We start from the raw sequence: 20,843 nt of genomic DNA on the forward strand, positions 1-20,843 counted from the left end.
ATCAGTGAGCCTTGCGCGGAGTGATGTAGCTGCTGATAAACGCAGGGTTGTGGGCCATGATCCGGGTGTAGACCTCGATGCCGAAGTCGACCCAGTCACGCATCAGTTCGCAGTAGTGATAGGTCGGGTGGGTCGGGTCGCCGTAACGGGCATAGCTTTCGTGATAGCAGCCGCCGGAGCAGAGGTTGCGGATCTGACAGTCCTCGCAACCGGTGTTGGTGCGGTCCAGGCGCTGGGACAGGAAGTCGTTCAATTCGACCTGTTTTACACCGCTGTGGACGTTGCCAAACGTCGGCAGTGACGAGCCGGTAAAGCGGTGGCACAGGTTCAGCTCACCCTTGTGATCCACTGCCAGCATCTTCAAACCCGCGCCACATGGCAGGGCTTTTTTATGGCCTTCGTGGATGTCGGTGATCAACTGGTGCAGGTTGGAAAAACCGATATTGCGGTGCTCCAACGCGGCTTCCAGGTAACGCCGGCCGAGTTTCTTCATGTTGGCAAAGACTTCGATCAGCTCCTCGCTGGACAGGTTGAAGGTGCTGATGTCGCCAGACGTCACCGGGGCGAAACCGACTTCGGCAAACCCCAGTTCGTTGAACAGATGATCCCAGATGGTTTCGACATCGGTGACGCCGGTGGTCAGGGTTACCCGCGCGCCGACCGGGCGGCTGTTGTAGCGCGACAGCAGCATCTCGGCCTTGCGCCGCACCACGTCATAGGTGCCCTGCCCGCCCACGGTGATGCGATTGCGGTCGTGCACGGTTTTCGGCCCGTCGATACTCACAGAGAGCCCGAAACGGTGGGCGTTGAGGTAGTCCACGGTGTCTTCGGTGAGCAGCGTGGCGTTGGTGGTCATGACGAACTCGACGAACTTGCCCGCCTCGGCAAACCGCTTTTCACAATAATCGACCATGTACTCGATCAGCTTGCGGTTGCTCAACGGCTCCCCACCGAAAAACACCACGGTGAAACGCTCTTCATCCGGGGATTCGCGCAGCAGCATTTCTACCGACGCGACCGCCGTTTCAACGTCCATTTTCTTGCCGGCCGACGGCTTGTCGAGGTCTTCCTTGTAGCAGTAGGTGCAGCTCAAGTTGCAGCCGGTGTTCACGTTGAGCACCACGGTATTGATCGCCGTGCGCTCGACTCGTTTGGTGCCGATGTCCGGGGTCAGTGGCGAGCCGTCGCTGACCAGTTCCAGGGCCATCAGCTCGCGCAGGGTTTCGGTGATTTCGTCACCGTTAAAGCGTGCGGCCAAACGCTGGATCAGGTCCTCCGACGAACAGCCGGGACCGCGCAAGGTATCGATGATGGTGCCGGTCAGCTCATCGCTGGCGAACAGCGAACTGCTGGGGATGTGGAACAGCATGCGGTCGGCGTCGACGTGCACTTCGTGCAGATTGCGTTCAACCAGATTCAAAATAGCGCCCATTGCAACCTCCTGTGCAAACCCCGGTTTCGAGGCCTGCGGTCATTCCGAAAAAGTGTCTGAAGCCGTTGCGGTCAGCTAGCTCACGTTTTCAACATCATGGAATGGGTGGATTGTTCCAGCGTTGCACGGTGACGATCATGTGGCCTTCGCCGGTCAGGGATTTTCCTGCGTCGTCGACGGCGGCGATCACCTTGAGGTTGCCGGCATTGTTGGTGGACATTTTGCGCTGCGGGTTCGGCCCGGCATCGCCCGGTGTAAACACGCCGCTGTCGGCCTGCATGGTGCCGGCGAACTTGACGTCCTGGTCTTCCTTGGCGCGGTCATCGAAAGCTTCGACCTTCCACTGCGCCGGGAACACGCCGATGCGATACGACTTGCCGTCGGCGCCCTTGCCCCAGGCTTCAGCATCGAAACGGCCCTGGACTTTCGGCGTCGAACCTCCGCCCTCGCCGATCCGCGCCACCGAGAATTCCGGCACGACTTTGACGGCATCGATGCTGCTGTAGACCGACAGGGTCGGGCCTTTCAGCATGCCGACAGTGACGTTGCGCAGGCCCGGTTGAGCATTCGCAGCAGCCTTGAGTTTGACCTTGATCCGGTCAGGGCTTTGCTCGACGACGGCGACCACTTCCACGCCTTTGCCGAAGTTCGGTTTGCCGGTGAGGCCGCTGCCAATCAACGTCACTTCGGTTTCAGCACCAGCCTTCAGATAACCCGGTTGAACGGCCAGCAAACGGCTGCTGCCCTGCTTGGCGGCAACGAAGTCCAGACCACGCTCATCGTGCTCAGCCTCGAACATCCGGCCCTGCATCGCGGTGCCTTGGGCGGCGAACACCTGGCGCATGGTCACGCCGTCGATGGTCACGTTACCGCGCCATTCATAACCGCTGTAGAGAATCGCGCTACCGTCGCCGTTGAACGGGCTGCCATCGGCGTATTGGCCTTTGACGCTGACCTTGAAGGTGTCGCTGCCATCGGCCGTGACGCTCATCACGCCGGCCAGTTCGCCTTTACCCGGCAAGTGGCCGCTGAAGCTCCAGTCGCCCACCAGCGCATCGGCTTTCGGCGCGACTTTCAGCCAGGCTTTCCAGGCCGGGTTGTCCAGCGGATAACGCTTGGCCAACAGGGGCACCATGTCCTTACGGGCGATATCAAACCAGTCGCGATCCCGAGCCAGGGCCTGGTACTCCAGCGACGGCCATTGACCGAGGTGGAAGTTCACCAGACGCTCCCACTCCTGGGCCGGACGGCGTTGCAGCGCAACCCGCGCACCGGAGTGGCAGCGGCCGCACATCTGGCTGGTCTGGTCGTCGAAATGCTCGACGGTATTGAGCCGGCGCTCCAGCGCATAGCGCACGCCATCGGTCTCGCTCGGCGCCAGGCCCTGGGTGTCGGCCAGGTATTTGACCAGGGTGCGGCGGTCGTCATCGCTGATCTGCAAACCGTGCATGGTCTGCATCCGGGCGATGCTCATCAGCCAGCCTTCCGGGGTCTTGCGCTGGTGGCTGATGCGGCTCAGGGCGTTATCGGCTTCGGGGGTGTGACAGCCCTGACAGGTTTCCTTGAGGATGGTCTGGGCGTCGCGGGCTGCCAGGCTGTAAGGCGAATGCAGCGCCACACAAGCGGCCACGGCCAGCAGGCCGGCGCTCATGCCTGATCGGAGTCTTCTCTTCATCAACGTCGAACCTCGCACGGTGCTTTCTTATTGTTGTGGCTTATCGTTTTTATGGTTTCTGCCACCGGCGGCGAGCCGCTGGCGGAGGCAAGAGAAACGTCTGCGATGAGCAATACACGGAGCGTGCCAGCTTGCGGATAAGCTTTTCAATCAAGCATTTACGTGAAGATCACTGAGTTGCAGAGACGGCGCAGAGGTCGACCGGCGTCCAATTTCGCGACAACTGTTGCAGTGTGAGACAAGCATAGTTGTTGCGCAGTGGGGATGGTGAGTCAGCGAACGGAGTTGTCCGGGTGAACCTGGTACCGCCCGCAAGATTCGCAGCACATCGGGCACGTCCCTCGAGGGCGCTCTTTGGCTGCTGACTCCCTGGACTTACGCTTGATGGCTTCGACCCGGTTCCCCCACCAAAGCGCAAACGCGGCAAGCAAAATCATGCTGAGCGACCATAGGGTGATGATCAGTATGATCATGATTTATCCTCCAGAAAAACGGCTGTGATAAATCCATCAGCCATCGGCGCCAAATACCGCGCATCAACACTCGATACGCCGGTCAATAAAGAACTTAGCTCGAACCTCTTTAACACACCAGACACCCAAAACCGGCAGACCAGCGACTCTTCCTACAGCAGTTCGGCCACTGTTTGTCCGGAGCCTTCCGGGCCTGGTCCGATCCGTATCTTGCATCTCACGGCCTGTCGCTTTTTGAGACAAATTCACCACTTCGCTCGCTCTGTCACTCACCGCACATGCCCAACTTCAAAGGCTCATGTGCCGCGTTCGCGCATTTGGCACAGCCATTGCGAAAGCCCTCTTTACGACAACGAACAACAAGAGGCTTCGCCATGTCGCTTCCTTATTTGCTTCCCGCCACTTCGGCCTTCATCCAGCGCGCGCCGCGCATGCTGATCGGCGGCGACTGGGTCGAGGCCGCCGACGGCCAGACCATGCCGCTGCACAACCCGGCCACTGGCGAAATGCTGTGCGTGGTGCCACGGGCGACGCCCGAGGATGTCGACCGTGCAGTACTCGCCGCCCGCCAGGCCTTCGATGATTCAGCCTGGACCCGCACCCGCCCGCGTGAGCGGCAAAACCTGTTGTGGAAACTCGCCGACCTGATGGAGCGCGACGCCGAGCTGCTGGCGCAACTGGAATGCCTGAACAACGGCAAAAGTGCGGCGGTGGCTCAGGTGATGGACGTGCAATTGTCCATCGATTTCCTGCGCTACATGGCCGGTTGGGCGACCAAAATCGAAGGCTCCAGCGTTGAAGTCTCGTTACCGCTGATGCCCAACGATCAGTTCCACAGTTTCATCCGGCGCGAAGCAGTGGGCGTGGTCGGTGCCATCGTCGCCTGGAATTTTCCGTTGCTGCTGGCCTGCTGGAAACTCGGCCCGGCCCTGGCCACCGGCTGCACCATGGTGCTCAAACCCGCCGACGAAACCCCGCTGACCGCACTGAAACTCGCCGAACTGGTGCTGGAAGCCGGCTACCCCGAAGGCGTGTTCAACGTGGTCACCGGCACCGGCATCACGGCTGGCTCGGCCCTGACGCACAACCCGTTGGTGGACAAGCTGACCTTCACCGGCTCGACCGCCGTGGGTAAGCAGATCGGCAAGATCGCCATGGACTCCATGACCCGGGTGACCCTGGAACTGGGCGGTAAATCGCCAACCATCGTCATGGCCGACGCCGACCTGAAGACTGCCGCCGCCGGTGCTGCAAGTGCGATTTTCTTCAACCAGGGCCAGGTCTGCTGCGCCGGTTCCAGGCTGTATGTGCAGCGCAAGCATTTCGAGAATGTGGTGGCGGACATCGCCGACATCGCCAACGCCATGAAACTCGGCAACGGCATGGACCCGAGCGTCGAGATGGGGCCGTTGATTTCGAAGCGTCAGCAGGAGCGGGTTTACGGATATATCGAAAAGGGTCGGGAAAGCGGCGCGACCATCGCGTGCGGCGGCGAGCAGTTCGGGCCGGGGTTCTTCGTCAAACCGACAGTGATTGTCGATGTCGATCAGAAGCACTCGCTGGTGCAGGAAGAAATCTTCGGCCCGGTGCTGGTGGCAATTCCGTTTGATGACGAAGCCGATGCGCTGCGCATGGCCAATGACAGTCCGTATGGATTGGGGGCGAGTATCTGGTCCAATGATCTGGCGGCGGTGCACCGGATGATTCCGCGGATCAAGTCAGGATCGGTGTGGGTCAACTGCCACAGTGCGCTGGATCCGGCGCTGCCATTTGGCGGGTACAAGATGTCCGGGGTCGGGCGCGAGATGGGCTATGCAGCGATCGAGCATTACACCGAATTGAAGTCGGTGTTGATCAAGTTGTGATTGCCTCACCCTCAAGTCCGCTTTCGTAAGCAAGCTCGGCGCCTACAGATCCCCGTTTTTGTAGGCGCTGAGCTTGCTCGCGAAGAGGCCAGCCGAGTCAAGGCCGATATCCCTGACTCAATAACCATGCCCTGATCACCCTGCCCTGCGCTTCATTCAACCCGGCCAACGCCTGCTCCGCTGGCTCGCTGCGCAACCGCCGCACCAACGGCGCCAACTCAACCCCCTGAACATGCCAGATCCCCAGCGGCTGATCCGCTGTCACCACCACTTCAACCTCATCTACAAACCCATCCCGCAGCACCGGCGCCCGCTCAATCCGCAACGCCGCAAAATCCGCCTCGACATGCGCCACCTCGGCATCCGGCCACTGTCGCCGAGCCTGCCAGAACGGTTGATCCCGCCAGCGCTGCTCATCGGCATAAAAATCTCGTCCGATCCGGGCAAAGCGCAAAAACAACTGCTCCACCCGCCGCTGATGAAAGCGCTGGGCCAACGCCGTTCGCTGCGGCTTACGCAGCAAGGTGTTGATCACCGTGGGCGCCTGCAATGCCGAGGACAACGACTGAAAAATCCCGTTGCCCGATAACGGGTCTACCGCCATCGCCGCGTCACCCACCCGAATCCAGTTATCGCCGCAGACCTGTGGGCACAAAATCGCTGTGCTGCTGCGGGCGTGCAGTTGCAGATCGTATTCAGGTTGATGATCGAAAAACGCCCGAGCCACTTCCGAACCGTGGCGCCGCTGACGACAGTAATCAAGCAACTGAGCCTTACCCGGTAACGAAGCACTGGCCACGTCCACCGTCCATTGCCAATAACATTGACCGTCGGCCCGCCGCGCCATCCAGGCCCAGCCGTCCTCAAGACTTTCCACAGCGCTGGCGGTACTGCCCGGCGTGCCTTGCCAGCGATTGAGCAGGCTGACCGTCTCCGGCCCGCGCAAGCCTTTACCGAGCGCTGGAGCGGAACGTCCACGAGCCTCCACCAGAAAATCCGCGACCAACACGTCGTGTCCTTCAATTTCGACCCGATGCCCGGTAGCCGAGGACCGCACCGTCAGCACCCGCCCTTCGATCATCTCAACACCAGCCAGACGCAAATCCTCGCGCAATCCACGATCAAAACTCGGACGGTCCAACAAATATTCGATGTTCTGCGCATGCTGCTGACCATTCCACGACACCTGTCGCTGGGAAGGTAGCGCCGCGTCCGCCAATGCGTGATTCAGTCCCGCGCCGCGCAACGCCTCCAGCACTCGAATGGAAACCCCTTCGAGCGCGGCAAACCGTCGCCATTCGCTGACCAGCGTCACCGGGTAACCGAGTCGACGCAAACCCAAGGCAACCGCCGCTCCTGCGGGCCCTGCGCCAAGAATCAAAATCATGGCCCGCTGCGCCGTTCTGGACCACGATAACGAGCGTTCTCTCGCAGCCATTCAATGACCTGCTCATTGCTCACATCAGGATGAGCAACCAGGAAACCGGCAATGTGTCCGCTCAACGCCGCACACCCCAGACTGGCCCCGGACTGCCCCGGATACGTCCCATGCACACACGCCGCGAAATCCGCCTGGGCGCTGTTGAGCCACGACCATTCGTTCTCGGCACAACGGGCATCACCAGTGACGCGCAACACCTGTGGATAATTCGCCGGAAACACGCCCTCACCCTGAGCCGGACTCGATGCACACAACAACACGCCGCTCGCCACGGCTGCCGCGCAGGCTTCGCGCAATAAGCTGCGATCCTGCCGCAACCCCAGGCTCAAATTGATCAGCCGCACATCCTGCGCCACCAGCCAGTCAATCGCCGTGGCGATCTGCAAGGCACTGGTGACGCCACGCTGGTCAAACACCTGCGCCACACAAAACACCGCCGCCGGCGTGCGCCGCCCGATGGCCTCGATCACCGCGCTGCCGTGGCCAAGCGGATCGTCGCGTAAATCACTTTCCGCCAACCCATCCTCCAGCAACGAAAACCGGCGCCCCGCAACAACCTGCACTCGCTGCACCGCCGAATGACCGCTGTCCACCACGCCAATTCGCAGTTCAGGCTTCATGCATCACCGTTTTCGAGGTGAGCACACCGTCGAGCAATTCAAAGCGCAGATCGGCGTCCGCCAGAGTCGATGGACGATGGCTGATAAGGATGCGCGTACGCCCGGCAAACAGTCGGTCGATGGCTTCGATCACTTCACGCTCGGTGGCTTCATCCACTGCCGACGTGGCCTCATCGAGCACCAGAATCAATGGGTCCTGCAACAGTGCCCGGGCAATGGCGATCCGCTGTTTCTGCCCGCCGGAGAGCTGCTGACCGCGCTCACCCAACGGACTGTCGAGGCCTTCGGGCAAGGATGCGATCAGGCTGTCGAGTTGCGCCAACTGCGCAACACCGGCAATCGCCTCGCGACTGGCATCCGGCACCGCATACGCCAGGTTATCGGCGAGGCTGCCGCGAAACAGCACGATGTCCTGACTGACGATCGCAATCCGTCGACGCAGCTCGAACAGGTCCAGTTCCCGTAGATCGATTTCCCCCAACAACACCCGGCCAGATTGCGGATCGTGATGCCGCTGCAGCAGGTCGATCAGGGTCGATTTGCCGACACCCGAGCCGCCACTCAGGGCGACTTTCAAACCGTAGGGAATGCGTGCATCAATCCCGCGCAAGGTGCTCGGACGCCCCGGATGGCTGAAATGCACGTTGTCAAAACGCAGCTCGCCGCAGCGCGGTATCGGCTGCGGCGTGACCGGTGTGAGCACGGTCGGCTCTTCGCCGCGCAACTCCATGACGCGCCCGAGGCTGACGGTCATCCGCTGAATGGCGACATAGAGCCCGAGCAGACTTTGCACCGGCCCCACCGCCATCCCGAGATAAGTTGAAAACGCGATCAGCGCGCCGAGTTGCCACGTCCCCTGCACCACCCAATAACCGCCGATCAAAAACGCACAGGCCCGCGACAACGACGTCAGTGTGCCGGGCACAGCCTGGGTGAAAAACTCGGTGACTTGCAGGCGCAGCAACTGGCTCATATAACCCTGGCCCAAGCTCTCCAGCCGTCGCGCTTCGCGTTGTTGCTGGCCGGCGGACTGGATGAATTTCATCACCGGCAGGGTCTCGACCATGAATGACGACATGTCCGCCGAACGCTCGCGCAATTGCCGCACATCGCGCTCGACCTTGCGCCGCATCCAGCGCAGCCAGAGCACGTCGAGCGGAATCAGCACCAGCGCCAGCAGCGAGAGTTTCCAGGACAAGGTCAGCAGCATCGCCACCGAGAAGAACAAACCAATCACGCTCGATACCGCCGAAAACAGCGAGTCCACGGCAAAGCGCTGAATCTCTGCGACGTCGCCATCGAGGCGCGACATCAGGTCGCCGATCCGCCGCTGGCCGTAGAAGCTCGGCGACAAGGTCTGCAAGTGCCGATACAGGTCATCGCGCAGGGCGAACAGGATCCGTCCGGACAGCCGCGTGTGCAGGTAACGGTTGATCCCCGACAGCGCCGTACCGAGCAAACCGGCGACGATCATCAACCCCGCGATCAGCACCAACACCGGGAAATTGCGCCCCAGCAGGCCGTCGTCAATCAGCAGTTTGGTCAACCACGGTTGCACCAGCACCAACAACGAAGCGCAGACCGACAACCCGAGCAACCCGGCAATCGCCAGTCGATGCGGTCGCACGAAGCTGTAGAGCCAGCGCAACGAAGATTGCAGGGCTTGCGGATTCTGGCTGTCGATCAGCCGAACGATCAGGCGCTGCATCACGGGCGCAACTGCTTGAGTTTGCGATACAGGGTCGCGCGGCTGATGCCCAACGCGTCGGCGGCGGCCGAGACATTGCCCTGATGCGCGTCGAGGGATTGGCGAATCAGCTCCAGTTCGTTTTCGCGAATGCTCCCGGCCTGCGGGCGTTCGGTGGCGGTCAAGTCATCGAGCATGCTGTCGGGCAAGTGGTCGAGGGTGAGCACGGTGTCCCCCACCTCGCGCATCGCCAACGCCGTGCGCAAGACCATCTCCAATTGGCGGATGTTGCCCGGCCAGTGATAGCCGCCGAGCAATTTGCTCAGGTCGTCGTGCAAGGTGACGGTCGGGGCGTCGAGTTTGGCCAGCAGTCGACCGACCAGGCCACTGAAATCTTCGCGTTCGCGCAGCGGCGGGAGCATCACGCTGATGCCGTTGACCCGGTAGAACAAGTCTTCGCGAAAGTGTTTGTCCTCGACCAGACGCTTGAGGTCGCGGTGGGTGGCGCAGATCAGTGCGACGTCGATGTCCTGCTCTTCGCCAGCGCCCAATGGCGCGACTTTGCGGTCCTGCAACACCCGCAGCAGTCGCGCTTGCAAGGCCAACGGCATGTCGCCGATTTCATCGAGGAACAAGGTGCCGCCGTGAGCCTGTTGCAGGCGCCCGACCATGCCGCCACGGCGTGAACCGGTGAAGGCGCCTTCGCGGTAACCGAACAATTCTGACTCGATCAGGCCTTCGGGGATCGCCGCGCAGTTCACCGCGACGAAGGGTTTGTCGCAGCGCGTGCCGGCCATGTGCAGGGCACGGGCGATGACCTCTTTACCGGTGCCGGTTTCGCCGAGCAGCAACACCGGCAGTTCATTCGCCAGGCCTTGTCGGGCCATGCGCAAGGCGCGGGCATAACGGACATTGCTGCCGGCCAGGGATTCGAGGTCCGGTTGTGGTTTGGCGGGTTTGGCAACCGGGCGCGGCGTGGTGCCGACGTTGATCGAACGCTGCGGTGCACGCAGGGTTTTGTAGAAGAATTCGCCCTTGGCGGTTTGCAGGCTGCCGATGCCGCCCTGTTGCAGCCGGGCCAGCAGTTGCAGGCCATCGACCCCGAGAAACTCCTCGCAGCGGTGCCCCACCAGTGCCGAACGCTCGGCGCGCAGCAATTGGCAGGCCTGGGCGCTGACCGCGAGGATCTGCCCGCCGAGGCTCACCGCCAGCAGGCCTTGCCACGGCGATTCGAGGTACTGCCGACGGCTGTGGAATGCGAGGACGATTTGATCCGGATAACTGGCGTTGAACACCCGGCTTTCAATCTGGCTGACGGCCATGGCCAACAACGCAGTGCTGTCGTGAACCCGGCCGAGTGGGCCTTCGCGAGTGAGGTCGAGGACGCCGAGGATGTCGCCTTGCGGGCAGTGGATCGGCACTGAGGTGCAGGAGAAATCGCTCAGCCGATCCAGGTAATGTTCGCCGCAATCGATCAGGGTCGGTCGGGCTTCGACCAATGCGGTGCCGAGGGCGTTGGTGCCGCGAGCGGCTTCACTCCAGCAGGCACCGAGGGTGATGTCTTGCAGGCCAGAGCCCTTGAGGCGGTCGGCGCGGCCTTCGACGGCGAGGATGGTCGCGTCGGAGTTGGCGAGGATAATCAGCCCTTCCTTGCCCTGGCGCTCGGCCAGGTAATCGATGGCCGGCATCGCGGCGTCGATCAGCAGGCGATTGCTCGCCAGCAACACTTCAAGGCTGGCGCTCGATTCGAGGCTCAGTTCGTGTTTGCCGTTGAAATGCACGCCGTGGCTGAGGCTGCGCCGCCACGAGGCATCGATTTCCGCACGCAATACGCCATCGGGGACTTCGCCTTCGAGGTGAAGCTTTTCCCGGGCCAGCCGTGCTTCCTGTTGCGGTTTGGGATGTGTTGTTTTTATGAGTGTCATCAAGCGCTCCGCAGCGGTCCGCTCGGCGCTTTTTGAAATCAGCGCCCTGATGCCAATCTTTACGTTAACGTCAGGGCGATGGCAAGCACTGCGGGGCACTTGTGTTCCGCCAGGTGGATGAGCCCGGATCCTATCCATCTCCTGTGAACGCCCGAAAAGCTGCTGTGCAGGGCATTGCAGACGCCTTTAAGCACAATTAATTATTGCAAATCGATAATTTAGCATCGAAAATCAATCACTCTTACGACACAACCAGGAATTTTCATGAGTACTCGCATCAACGGCGTGGCGCTGCAGCGCATGCATTGGGTCGGACTGCTGGCAGCGATCCTTGTCTGGATCCTGGGCGCCACGGAGGTTGGCGGTAGCGCTACGCTCTGGATCTCTAAAACGGACGAAATGCTGGCAGCCTTGCTCTATGCGTTTGCTGAAAACTCGCCGCAATTACTTGACCCGTTTGTCGAAGGCGCGCTGCTCAATCCCGACACCTGGCTATCGCCGCTGGTCACTGCGCTAATCGTCTTTCTGGACTTCCTGCCCGTTGCGTTATCGGCCTACGCGTTATGGCTGACAGGGCTGTTTTTCCTGCGCTTGTCGCGCGGTGAAACCTGGACCGAACGCAATATCAGGCTCTTGTGGCGAGTCGGAGTACTGTGCATCATTTCTCCGGCAGCCTACCCGCTGGTAGAGACCTTGCAGGGTTTGGCGTTGTCGATAGATCTGCCACCTGGGGAGCGGATTTTTCAATTCTCGATCGGCCTGTCTTCCTCTTCCGCCTACGAGATTGTCAAAGGCGTATTGCTCTGTTTGTTTTCAATTATCATGCGAGATGCAAAAGTACTCAGCGATGAGCAAAGTCAATACATATAGAACAATAGAATGACCATTATCGTCCGCCTTGACGTTGTCATGGCCACACAAAAAATTCGCTCGAAAGAGCTGGCCGCCCTGCTCGGGATCACCGAGGCCAATCTGTCATTACTGAAAAATGGCAAGGTCAAAGGCGTGAAGATAGCAACGCTCGACAAGCTTTGTGCCGCGCTCGATTGCCAGCCAGGCGATCTGCTGGAATTCCAGAAAGACTGAGCCTGCTCATGGCGGCGAGTTGTTTTTGGCAAGTCCCAACCGTTTAACTGTTATTCAATTCTTGGTTGTAAGGTTTCTATTTCATGTCCCGTTACTATTCCTGCGCGCTGTTATGGCTGACGGCGTTACTCAGCGGCTGCGCCACACAATTAGAAGTGGCACTCAATGCAACACCTGATCCGGACTATCAATTTGACCGCAAGGCCACTGTTCTTGTGACGTCTGCCAATGGCAGCGATGAAAGCGCACTGAATGCCCGCTACTATCTTCGAGACATGGTGAATGCGTTAAAAGAAAAGGGCTTTCAGGAGGTCTATACCGACACTGATCTACCCCAAAAGCACGCTCCGATCAAAATGACCGTCACCCTCGATGTCAGCAGCCGACAGGTGTCTTATCGCTATACCGCTACCGATTATGGGCAGGTGGCAACCAGCACCTCGACTGTGTGCAAGAACAGTAAGAAAAAAGATGACCGGCTGACCTGCACAAGCACGCCAAACACCACTTATGGCCCGGTAGGTACCTCGGAGCGAACCGGCTACACCACCCTCAGTACGTTCATTGCGACTGCCAAGGATGAAGTGAGCAAACGTGCGGTCTACCTGTTGCGGGCTTCGTCCTATAACGAAGACTGCCAGCCAGCCAAGGTCGAAACCTTCCTGGTAGAGCAAGGGCTGCAGAACCTGAATTTCGAGGACCGCGTACAACGCAACTACAGCGTCACAATGCCCGAGGGCTATCGCTGCAAATAGTACGTTGCCCGACGAATCGTAACTCGACGGCTTCCAGCACCTGCTCAACTTGCATGAGCCAGTGCCAGGAAGCCGTTGCCGGTTTCAGTTAGACGTGAGGATCGCCCGGCGGTTTGGCGGGCGTGGCGTACTGCGGCTTGAGATGGCCGTCCTGATCGAGCAGCCAGGCGTCCATGATCTGCCGCACCACAGGACCGGCCACACGACCACCGGCCTCGCCGTTTTCGATCATCACCGAGATCACAATCTTCGGATGTTCGGCCGGCGCGAAACCGACGAACAAGGCGTTATCGCGGTTACGTTCCAGGGTTTTCGCCCGGTTGTAACGCTCACCTTGCTTGATCGCCACCACTTGCGCGGTACCACTCTTGCCGGCGATTCGGTACTGAGCCCCCACCGCGGCCGCTCGGGCAATGCCGCGAGGGTCGTGCATCACCATTTGCATACCGTGGTTGACCTGTTCCCAGTCACGCGGATCCTTGAGCAGGATATTCGGCATCGGGTTCGCATCCACTGGGGCTACGCCGTCGACAGTCTTGGCCAGGTGCGGTCGGTTCCAAACGCCTTTGTTGGCGATCAACGCGGTGGCTTGGGCTAACTGCAACGGTGTGACCTGCATGTAGCCCTGGCCGATGCCGAGAATCACGGTTTCGCCGGGAAACCATGGCTGACGGCGTGTGGCGCGCTTCCAGGCTTGAGATGGCATCAGACCGGCAGACTCTTCGAACATGTCCAGGGACACCTTCTCACCCAGCCCGAACATGGCCATGTAGTCGTGTAGTCGATCGATGCCCAGCTTATGCGCCAGATCGTAGAAGTAGGTGTCGTTGGAACGCATGATCGCTGCGTCCATGTCTACCCAACCGTCGCCGCTATGGTTCCAGTTGCGGTACTTGTGATCGAAATCTGGCAGTTGGTAGTAACCAGGATCGAAAACGCGGGTTTGTGGGGTGACCACGCCGGCGTCAAGACCGGCAATCGCCACTTCTGGCTTGATGGTTGAGCCGGGGGCATAGAGGCCACGCAGGACGCGGTTGAACAGTGGCCGGTCGATGGAATCGTGCAGCGCCGCGTACTCCTTGAAGCTGATGCCGGTCACGAACATGTTCGGATCGAAGCTTGGCTTGCTGACCATGGCCAGCACTTCGCCAGTCGACGGATCGAGCGCGACCACTGAGCCACGACGGTCACCCAAGGCATCCTCGGCGGCTTCTTGAAGCTTGACGTCCAGACTTAGAACGATGTTCTTGCCTGGCGTCGGGTCGGTGTGCTTGAGCACTCGCAGCACGCGGCCTTGAGCGTTGGTTTCGACTTCTTCATAACCGACGTGGCCGTGCAGCTCGGACTCGTAGAATTTTTCGATACCGGTCTTGCCGATGGATTGGGTGCCACGGTATTCCACCCCGTCCAGAGCCTTGGACTCTTTCTCGTTGATGCGACCGACGTAACCGATCGAGTGGGCGAAGTGCACGCCCAACGGATAATGACGGACGAACTGTGGTTCGACATCAAGCCCCGGTAGGCGGAACTCGTTAACCGCGAGAACGGCGATCTGCTCTTCGGTGAGCTCGTAGAACAAGGTTACCGGCACGAACGGATGCCGTGCCTGCTTCATAGCCTTGTCGAACAACGTGCGGTCTTCGGCTGGCAAATGCAGGAGGTTGACCACCTCATCCAACTCGCCTTTGACGTCGGAGGCGCGTTCGCGGGTGATGGTCAGGTTAAAGCTGGGCCGATTGTCCGCCAGGATCACGCCATTGCGGTCATAGATCAGCCCTCTCGTCGGGGTGATCGGCAAAACGTGGACGCGGTTGTTTTCGGAGATGGTCGAGTGGTAGTCGAACTCAACCACTTGCAGAACGTACATGCGCACCACCAGTGCGCAGGTGATGGCGACCACAAACAAGGCGCAGGCCATCAGTCTTTTATTGACCAGGCGCGTCTCTTTTTCGTGATCCTTGATGGGTATCGGTTCAGGCATTTCTGCAGCAGCTCTTGACGATGAAGGGGGTGCCGATCCTCAGCGTTGTAATCAGTCCGTTAAAAAACGAGCTGCACCATACCAAAAACTGCACGGTCACTTCAGAACGATTTGCTCCAATGGCAGCGCGTGCGACGGTTGGGGCCGTCATAAGGTGAAGAAGACTTTCCTGCAGGCAAAACAAAACCCCTACCTGCATACGCAGATAGGGGTTTCGGAATTTAATCTTGACGATGACCTACTCTCACATGGGGAAACCCCACACTACCATCGGCGATGCATCGTTTCACTGCTGAGTTCGGGATGGGATCAGGTGGTTCCAACGCTCTATGGTCGTCAAGAAATTCGGGTACCGAATCGTGGCCAGATGGCCTCGCTTCAGCAAATTGGGTATGGGATAGTTTTCGGTGTTTTGTGCTGCCTTTAAGGGCGGTCAAACTTTCGGTTCGTTTCGTCTTCACACACCGCAATCTGATGCTCTTTCGAGTACTCAAATTGCTTGGGTGTTATATGGTCAAGCCTCACGGGCAATTAGTATTGGTTAGCTCAACGCCTCACAGCGCTTACACACCCAACCTATCAACGTCGTAGTCTTCGACGGCCCTTCAGGGAACTCAAGGTTCCAGTGAGATCTCATCTTGAGGCAAGTTTCCCGCTTAGATGCTTTCAGCGGTTATCTTTTCCGAACATAGCTACCCGGCAATGCCACTGGCGTGACAACCGGAACACCAGAGGTTCGTCCACTCCGGTCCTCTCGTACTAGGAGCAGCCCCTCTCAAATCTCAAACGTCCACGGCAGATAGGGACCGAACTGTCTCACGACGTTCTAAACCCAGCTCGCGTACCACTTTAAATGGCGAACAGCCATACCCTTGGGACCGGCTTCAGCCCCAGGATGTGATGAGCCGACATCGAGGTGCCAAACACCGCCGTCGATATGAACTCTTGGGCGGTATCAGCCTGTTATCCCCGGAGTACCTTTTATCCGTTGAGCGATGGCCCTTCCATACAGAACCACCGGATCACTAAGACCTACTTTCGTACCTGCTCGACGTGTCTGTCTCGCAGTCAAGCGCGCTTTTGCCTTTATACTCTACGACCGATTTCCGACCGGTCTGAGCGCACCTTCGTACTCCTCCGTTACTCTTTAGGAGGAGACCGCCCCAGTCAAACTACCCACCATACACTGTCCTCGATCCGGATAACGGACCTGAGTTAGAACCTCAAAGTTGCCAGGGTGGTATTTCAAGGTTGGCTCCACGCAGACTGGCGTCCACGCTTCAAAGCCTCCCACCTATCCTACACAAGCAAATTCAAAGTCCAGTGCAAAGCTATAGTAAAGGTTCACGGGGTCTTTCCGTCTAGCCGCGGATACACTGCATCTTCACAGCGATTTCAATTTCACTGAGTCTCGGGTGGAGACAGCGCCGCCATCGTTACGCCATTCGTGCAGGTCGGAACTTACCCGACAAGGAATTTCGCTACCTTAGGACCGTTATAGTTACGGCCGCCGTTTACCGGGGCTTCGATCAAGAGCTTCGCGTTAGCTAACCCCATCAATTAACCTTCCGGCACCGGGCAGGCGTCACACCCTATACGTCCACTTTCGTGTTTGCAGAGTGCTGTGTTTTTAATAAACAGTCGCAGCGGCCTGGTATCTTCGACCGGCATGAGCTTACGGAGCAAGTCCTTCACCCTCACCGGCGCACCTTCTCCCGAAGTTACGGTGCCATTTTGCCTAGTTCCTTCACCCGAGTTCTCTCAAGCGCCTTGGTATTCTCTACCCAACCACCTGTGTCGGTTTGGGGTACGGTTCCTGGTTACCTGAAGCTTAGAAGCTTTTCTTGGAAGCATGGCATCAACCACTTCGTCATCTAAAAGATAACTCGTCATCAGCTCTCGGCCTTAAGATCCCGGATTTACCTAAGATCTCAGCCTACCACCTTAAACTTGGACAACCAACGCCAAGCTGGCCTAGCCTTCTCCGTCCCTCCATCGCAATAACCAGAAGTACAGGAATATTAACCTGTTTTCCATCGACTACGCTTTTCAGCCTCGCCTTAGGGACCGACTAACCCTGCGTCGATTAACGTTGCGCAGGAAACCTTGGTCTTTCGGCGTGGGTGTTTTTCACACCCATTGTCGTTACTCATGTCAGCATTCGCACTTCTGATACCTCCAGCAAGCTTCTCAACTCACCTTCACAGGCTTACAGAACGCTCCTCTACCGCATCACCCGAGGGTGATACCCGTAGCTTCGGTGTATGGTTTGAGCCCCGTTACATCTTCCGCGCAGGCCGACTCGACTAGTGAGCTATTACGCTTTCTTTAAAGGGTGGCTGCTTCTAAGCCAACCTCCTAGCTGTCTAAGCCTTCCCACATCGTTTCCCACTTAACCATAACTTTGGGACCTTAGCTGACGGTCTGGGTTGTTTCCCTTTTCACGACGGACGTTAGCACCCGCCGTGTGTCTCCCATGCTCGGCACTTGTAGGTATTCGGAGTTTGCATCGGTTTGGTAAGTCGGGATGACCCCCTAGCCGAAACAGTGCTCTACCCCCTACAGTGATACATGAGGCGCTACCTAAATAGCTTTCGAGGAGAACCAGCTATCTCCGAGCTTGATTAGCCTTTCACTCCGATCCACAGGTCATCCGCTAACTTTTCAACGGTAGTCGGTTCGGTCCTCCAGTTAGTGTTACCCAACCTTCAACCTGCCCATGGATAGATCGCCCGGTTTCGGGTCTATTCCCAGCGACTAGACGCCCTATTAAGACTCGCTTTCGCTACGCCTCCCCTATTCGGTTAAGCTCGCCACTGAAAATAAGTCGCTGACCCATTATACAAAAGGTACGCAGTCACAGAACAAGTCTGCTCCCACTGCTTGTACGCATACGGTTTCAGGATCTATTTCACTCCCCTCTCCGGGGTTCTTTTCGCCTTTCCCTCACGGTACTAGTTCACTATCGGTCAGTCAGTAGTATTTAGCCTTGGAGGATGGTCCCCCCATATTCAGACAAAGTTTCTCGTGCTCCGTCCTACTCGATTTCATGACTAAGAGATTTTCGCGTACAGGGCTATCACCCACTATGGCCGCACTTTCCAGAGCGTTCCGCTAATCTCAAAGCCACTTAAGGGCTAGTCCCCGTTCGCTCGCCACTACTAAGGGAATCTCGGTTGATTTCTTTTCCTCAGGGTACTTAGATGTTTCAGTTCCCCTGGTTCGCTTCTTAAGCCTATGTATTCAGCTTAAGATACCTAACTTATGTTAGGTGGGTTCCCCCATTCAGACATCTCCGGATCAAAGTCTGTTTGCCGACTCCCCGAAGCTTTTCGCAGGCTACCACGTCTTTCATCGCCTCTGACTGCCAAGGCATCCACCGTATGCGCTTCTTCACTTGACCATATAACCCCAAGCAATCTGGTTATACTGTGAAGACGACATTCGCCGAAAATTCGCAATTACTCACAAATTTTACCTTAGCCTGATCCGTTACCAGTGAAAGTAACGTCCAGTCTATCTTTCTATCACATACCCAAATTTTTAAAGAACGATCTAATCAAAGACTAGAAATCAACATTCACCATCACCAGGATGGAATGCTCATTTCTAAGCTTTCAACAAACAGAAGCAGTAGTGGTGGAGCCAAACGGGATCGAACCGTTGACCTCCTGCGTGCAAGGCAGGCGCTCTCCCAGCTGAGCTATGGCCCCATATTTCTACAGGTGTCCCACACAAGCAAAATTGGTGGGTCTGGGCAGATTCGAACTGCCGACCTCACCCTTATCAGGGGTGCGCTCTAACCAACTGAGCTACAGACCCAATTTCGGGCTGCTTCTTTATCGTCTTCTTCAATGAATCAAGCAATTCGTGTGGGAACTTATGGAGCAGCTGATGTCGTCGATTAAGGAGGTGATCCAGCCGCAGGTTCCCCTACGGCTACCTTGTTACGACTTCACCCCAGTCATGAATCACACCGTGGTAACCGTCCTCCCGAAGGTTAGACTAGCTACTTCTGGTGCAACCCACTCCCATGGTGTGACGGGCGGTGTGTACAAGGCCCGGGAACGTATTCACCGTGACATTCTGATTCACGATTACTAGCGATTCCGACTTCACGCAGTCGAGTTGCAGACTGCGATCCGGACTACGATCGGTTTTATGGGATTAGCTCCACCTCGCGGCTTGGCAACCCTTTGTACCGACCATTGTAGCACGTGTGTAGCCCAGGCCGTAAGGGCCATGATGACTTGACGTCATCCCCACCTTCCTCCGGTTTGTCACCGGCAGTCTCCTTAGAGTGCCCACCATTACGTGCTGGTAACTAAGGACAAGGGTTGCGCTCGTTACGGGACTTAACCCAACATCTCACGACACGAGCTGACGACAGCCATGCAGCACCTGTCTCAATGTTCCCGAAGGCACCAATCCATCTCTGGAAAGTTCATTGGATGTCAAGGCCTGGTAAGGTTCTTCGCGTTGCTTCGAATTAAACCACATGCTCCACCGCTTGTGCGGGCCCCCGTCAATTCATTTGAGTTTTAACCTTGCGGCCGTACTCCCCAGGCGGTCAACTTAATGCGTTAGCTGCGCCACTAAGAGCTCAAGGCTCCCAACGGCTAGTTGACATCGTTTACGGCGTGGACTACCAGGGTATCTAATCCTGTTTGCTCCCCACGCTTTCGCACCTCAGTGTCAGTATCAGTCCAGGTGGTCGCCTTCGCCACTGGTGTTCCTTCCTATATCTACGCATTTCACCGCTACACAGGAAATTCCACCACCCTCTACCATACTCTAGCTTGTCAGTTTTGAATGCAGTTCCCAGGTTGAGCCCGGGGATTTCACATCCAACTTAACAAACCACCTACGCGCGCTTTACGCCCAGTAATTCCGATTAACGCTTGCACCCTCTGTATTACCGCGGCTGCTGGCACAGAGTTAGCCGGTGCTTATTCTGTCGGTAACGTCAAAACAGCAACGTATTAAGTTACTGCCCTTCCTCCCAACTTAAAGTGCTTTACAATCCGAAGACCTTCTTCACACACGCGGCATGGCTGGATCAGGCTTTCGCCCATTGTCCAATATTCCCCACTGCTGCCTCCCGTAGGAGTCTGGACCGTGTCTCAGTTCCAGTGTGACTGATCATCCTCTCAGACCAGTTACGGATCGTCGCCTTGGTGAGCCATTACCTCACCAACTAGCTAATCCGACCTAGGCTCATCTGATAGCGCAAGGCCCGAAGGTCCCCTGCTTTCTCCCGTAGGACGTATGCGGTATTAGCGTTCCTTTCGAAACGTTGTCCCCCACTACCAGGCAGATTCCTAGGCATTACTCACCCGTCCGCCGCTGAATCCAGGAGCAAGCTCCTCTCATCCGCTCGACTTGCATGTGTTAGGCCTGCCGCCAGCGTTCAATCTGAGCCATGATCAAACTCTTCAGTTCAAACATCTTTGGGTTTTTAAGAAACCCTAAACTTGGCTCAGCAATCGTTGGTTACATCTTTGATTTCTCGCGGAGTAACTTGTGATGCTGATAATCTTGTTGACTATCAGTCTGACTCCACAAGCACCCACACGAATTGCTTGATTCAGTTGTTAAAGAGCGGTTGGTTAAGATCTTTCGTCTCAACCGAGGCGCGCATTCTACAGCAGCCTCATTTGCTGTCAAGTGATTATTTTCAGAAGTTTTCGAAGAATTCTTCAACAACTTCAACCACTTGCGCTTCCGATCTCTCGTCAGCGGGAGGCGAATTCTACAGCGTTACACGCTGCTGTCAACACCTCTTTTTCAACTTCCTTTTGGCTTCGATGAACTGAAGCAACCTACCGCCGAAACCTACATAACTCATTGAATCTCAAGGAGTTTTCCGTTTCGACTGCGCCGGAAGTGGGGCGAATTATAGA

Annotated in this window: 11 protein-coding genes, 2 tRNA genes and 3 rRNA genes; 4 read left to right on the forward strand and 12 right to left on the reverse strand. The window is 57.6% G+C overall.

Annotated features, from left to right (window positions below):
* Nucleotide 1 precedes the first annotated feature (1 nt).
* Both peaB and peaA read right to left on the reverse strand, forming a co-directional pair.
* A complete protein-coding gene (gene peaB / locus JFT87_RS23665) occupies nt 2–1,432 on the reverse strand; it encodes a quinohemoprotein amine dehydrogenase maturation protein (protein WP_201191091.1) in 1,431 nt (476 codons plus the stop codon).
* Nucleotides 1,433–1,526: 94 nt separating this feature from the next.
* The gene (peaA, locus tag JFT87_RS23670) at nt 1,527–3,107 is read right to left on the reverse strand and encodes a quinohemoprotein amine dehydrogenase subunit alpha (RefSeq protein WP_201205014.1); all 1,581 of its coding nucleotides are present in this window, start codon (nt 3,105–3,107) and stop codon (nt 1,527–1,529) included.
* 847 nt (nt 3,108–3,954) lie between these two features.
* Between peaA and JFT87_RS23675 the strand changes: the two genes are divergently transcribed.
* Complete coding sequence (locus tag JFT87_RS23675) at nt 3,955–5,445, forward strand: aldehyde dehydrogenase family protein (protein ID WP_201205016.1); 1,491 nt, start codon at nt 3,955–3,957, stop codon at nt 5,443–5,445.
* A 97-nt stretch (nt 5,446–5,542) separates the two neighbouring features.
* Here JFT87_RS23675 and qhpG read toward each other — a convergent pair whose 3' ends face one another.
* From qhpG to JFT87_RS23695, 4 genes are read right to left on the reverse strand one after another with little or no spacing between them, the layout of a single operon-like run.
* Nucleotides 5,543–6,832 carry a flavin-dependent monooxygenase QhpG gene (gene qhpG, locus JFT87_RS23680; RefSeq protein WP_201205018.1) on the reverse strand — a complete coding sequence of 430 codons (1,290 nt, stop codon included), beginning with the start codon at nt 6,830–6,832 and terminating at the stop codon, nt 5,543–5,545.
* On the reverse strand, nt 6,829–7,506 hold the full coding sequence (qhpE, locus tag JFT87_RS23685) for a subtilisin-like serine protease QhpE (RefSeq protein ID WP_201205020.1): 678 nt from the start codon (nt 7,504–7,506) through the stop codon (nt 6,829–6,831). The genes qhpG and qhpE overlap by 4 nt, the downstream gene beginning before the upstream one ends.
* Nucleotides 7,496–9,214, reverse strand: a complete 1,719-nt coding sequence (locus tag JFT87_RS23690) for an ABC transporter ATP-binding protein (RefSeq protein ID WP_201191679.1) — start codon at nt 9,212–9,214, stop codon at nt 7,496–7,498. Before JFT87_RS23690 ends, qhpE begins: the two co-directional genes overlap by 11 nt.
* Nucleotides 9,214–11,118: a sigma-54-dependent Fis family transcriptional regulator gene (locus tag JFT87_RS23695; RefSeq protein WP_201205022.1), complete on the reverse strand. Its 1,905-nt coding sequence runs from the start codon at nt 11,116–11,118 to the stop codon at nt 9,214–9,216. The genes JFT87_RS23690 and JFT87_RS23695 overlap by 1 nt, the downstream gene beginning before the upstream one ends.
* A 264-nt stretch (nt 11,119–11,382) precedes the next feature.
* Here JFT87_RS23695 and JFT87_RS23700 point away from each other — a divergent pair, with 264 nt between their 5' ends.
* The 3 genes from JFT87_RS23700 (at nt 11,383) to JFT87_RS23710 (ending at nt 12,959) form a co-directional block, all read left to right on the forward strand.
* Entirely contained in the window at nt 11,383–11,988 is a 606-nt protein-coding gene (locus JFT87_RS23700) for a hypothetical protein (RefSeq protein WP_201205024.1), read from the forward strand.
* 9 nt (nt 11,989–11,997) lie between these two features.
* Nucleotides 11,998–12,204: a helix-turn-helix domain-containing protein gene (locus JFT87_RS23705; protein WP_201205025.1), complete on the forward strand. Its 207-nt coding sequence runs from the start codon at nt 11,998–12,000 to the stop codon at nt 12,202–12,204.
* 83 nt (nt 12,205–12,287) lie between these two features.
* The gene (locus tag JFT87_RS23710; protein ID WP_201205026.1) at nt 12,288–12,959 is read left to right on the forward strand and encodes a hypothetical protein; all 672 of its coding nucleotides are present in this window, start codon (nt 12,288–12,290) and stop codon (nt 12,957–12,959) included.
* 88 nt (nt 12,960–13,047) lie between these two features.
* On the opposite strand, the gene mrdA is transcribed toward JFT87_RS23710, so the two are convergent.
* From mrdA to JFT87_RS23740, 6 genes are all read right to left on the reverse strand, one after another.
* The gene (mrdA, locus tag JFT87_RS23715; protein ID WP_201205028.1) at nt 13,048–14,940 is read right to left on the reverse strand and encodes a penicillin-binding protein 2; all 1,893 of its coding nucleotides are present in this window, start codon (nt 14,938–14,940) and stop codon (nt 13,048–13,050) included.
* A gap of 225 nt (nt 14,941–15,165) precedes the next feature.
* Nucleotides 15,166–15,281: ribosomal RNA gene (gene rrf, locus JFT87_RS23720) — 5S ribosomal RNA — on the reverse strand.
* A 169-nt stretch (nt 15,282–15,450) separates the two neighbouring features.
* Nucleotides 15,451–18,343: ribosomal RNA gene (locus JFT87_RS23725) — 23S ribosomal RNA — on the reverse strand.
* A gap of 234 nt (nt 18,344–18,577) precedes the next feature.
* Nucleotides 18,578–18,653, reverse strand: a tRNA-Ala gene (locus JFT87_RS23730).
* A gap of 32 nt (nt 18,654–18,685) precedes the next feature.
* A tRNA-Ile gene (locus JFT87_RS23735) sits at nt 18,686–18,762 on the reverse strand.
* 83 nt (nt 18,763–18,845) lie between these two features.
* Nucleotides 18,846–20,382, reverse strand: a 16S ribosomal RNA gene (locus JFT87_RS23740).
* The 16S, 23S and 5S rRNA genes sit together here with 2 tRNA genes alongside, the layout of an rRNA operon.
* Between the last annotated feature and the right edge of the window lie 461 nt (nt 20,383–20,843).

This window comes from Pseudomonas sp. TH15, assembly GCF_016651105.1.
Lineage (GTDB): Bacteria > Pseudomonadota > Gammaproteobacteria > Pseudomonadales > Pseudomonadaceae > Aquipseudomonas.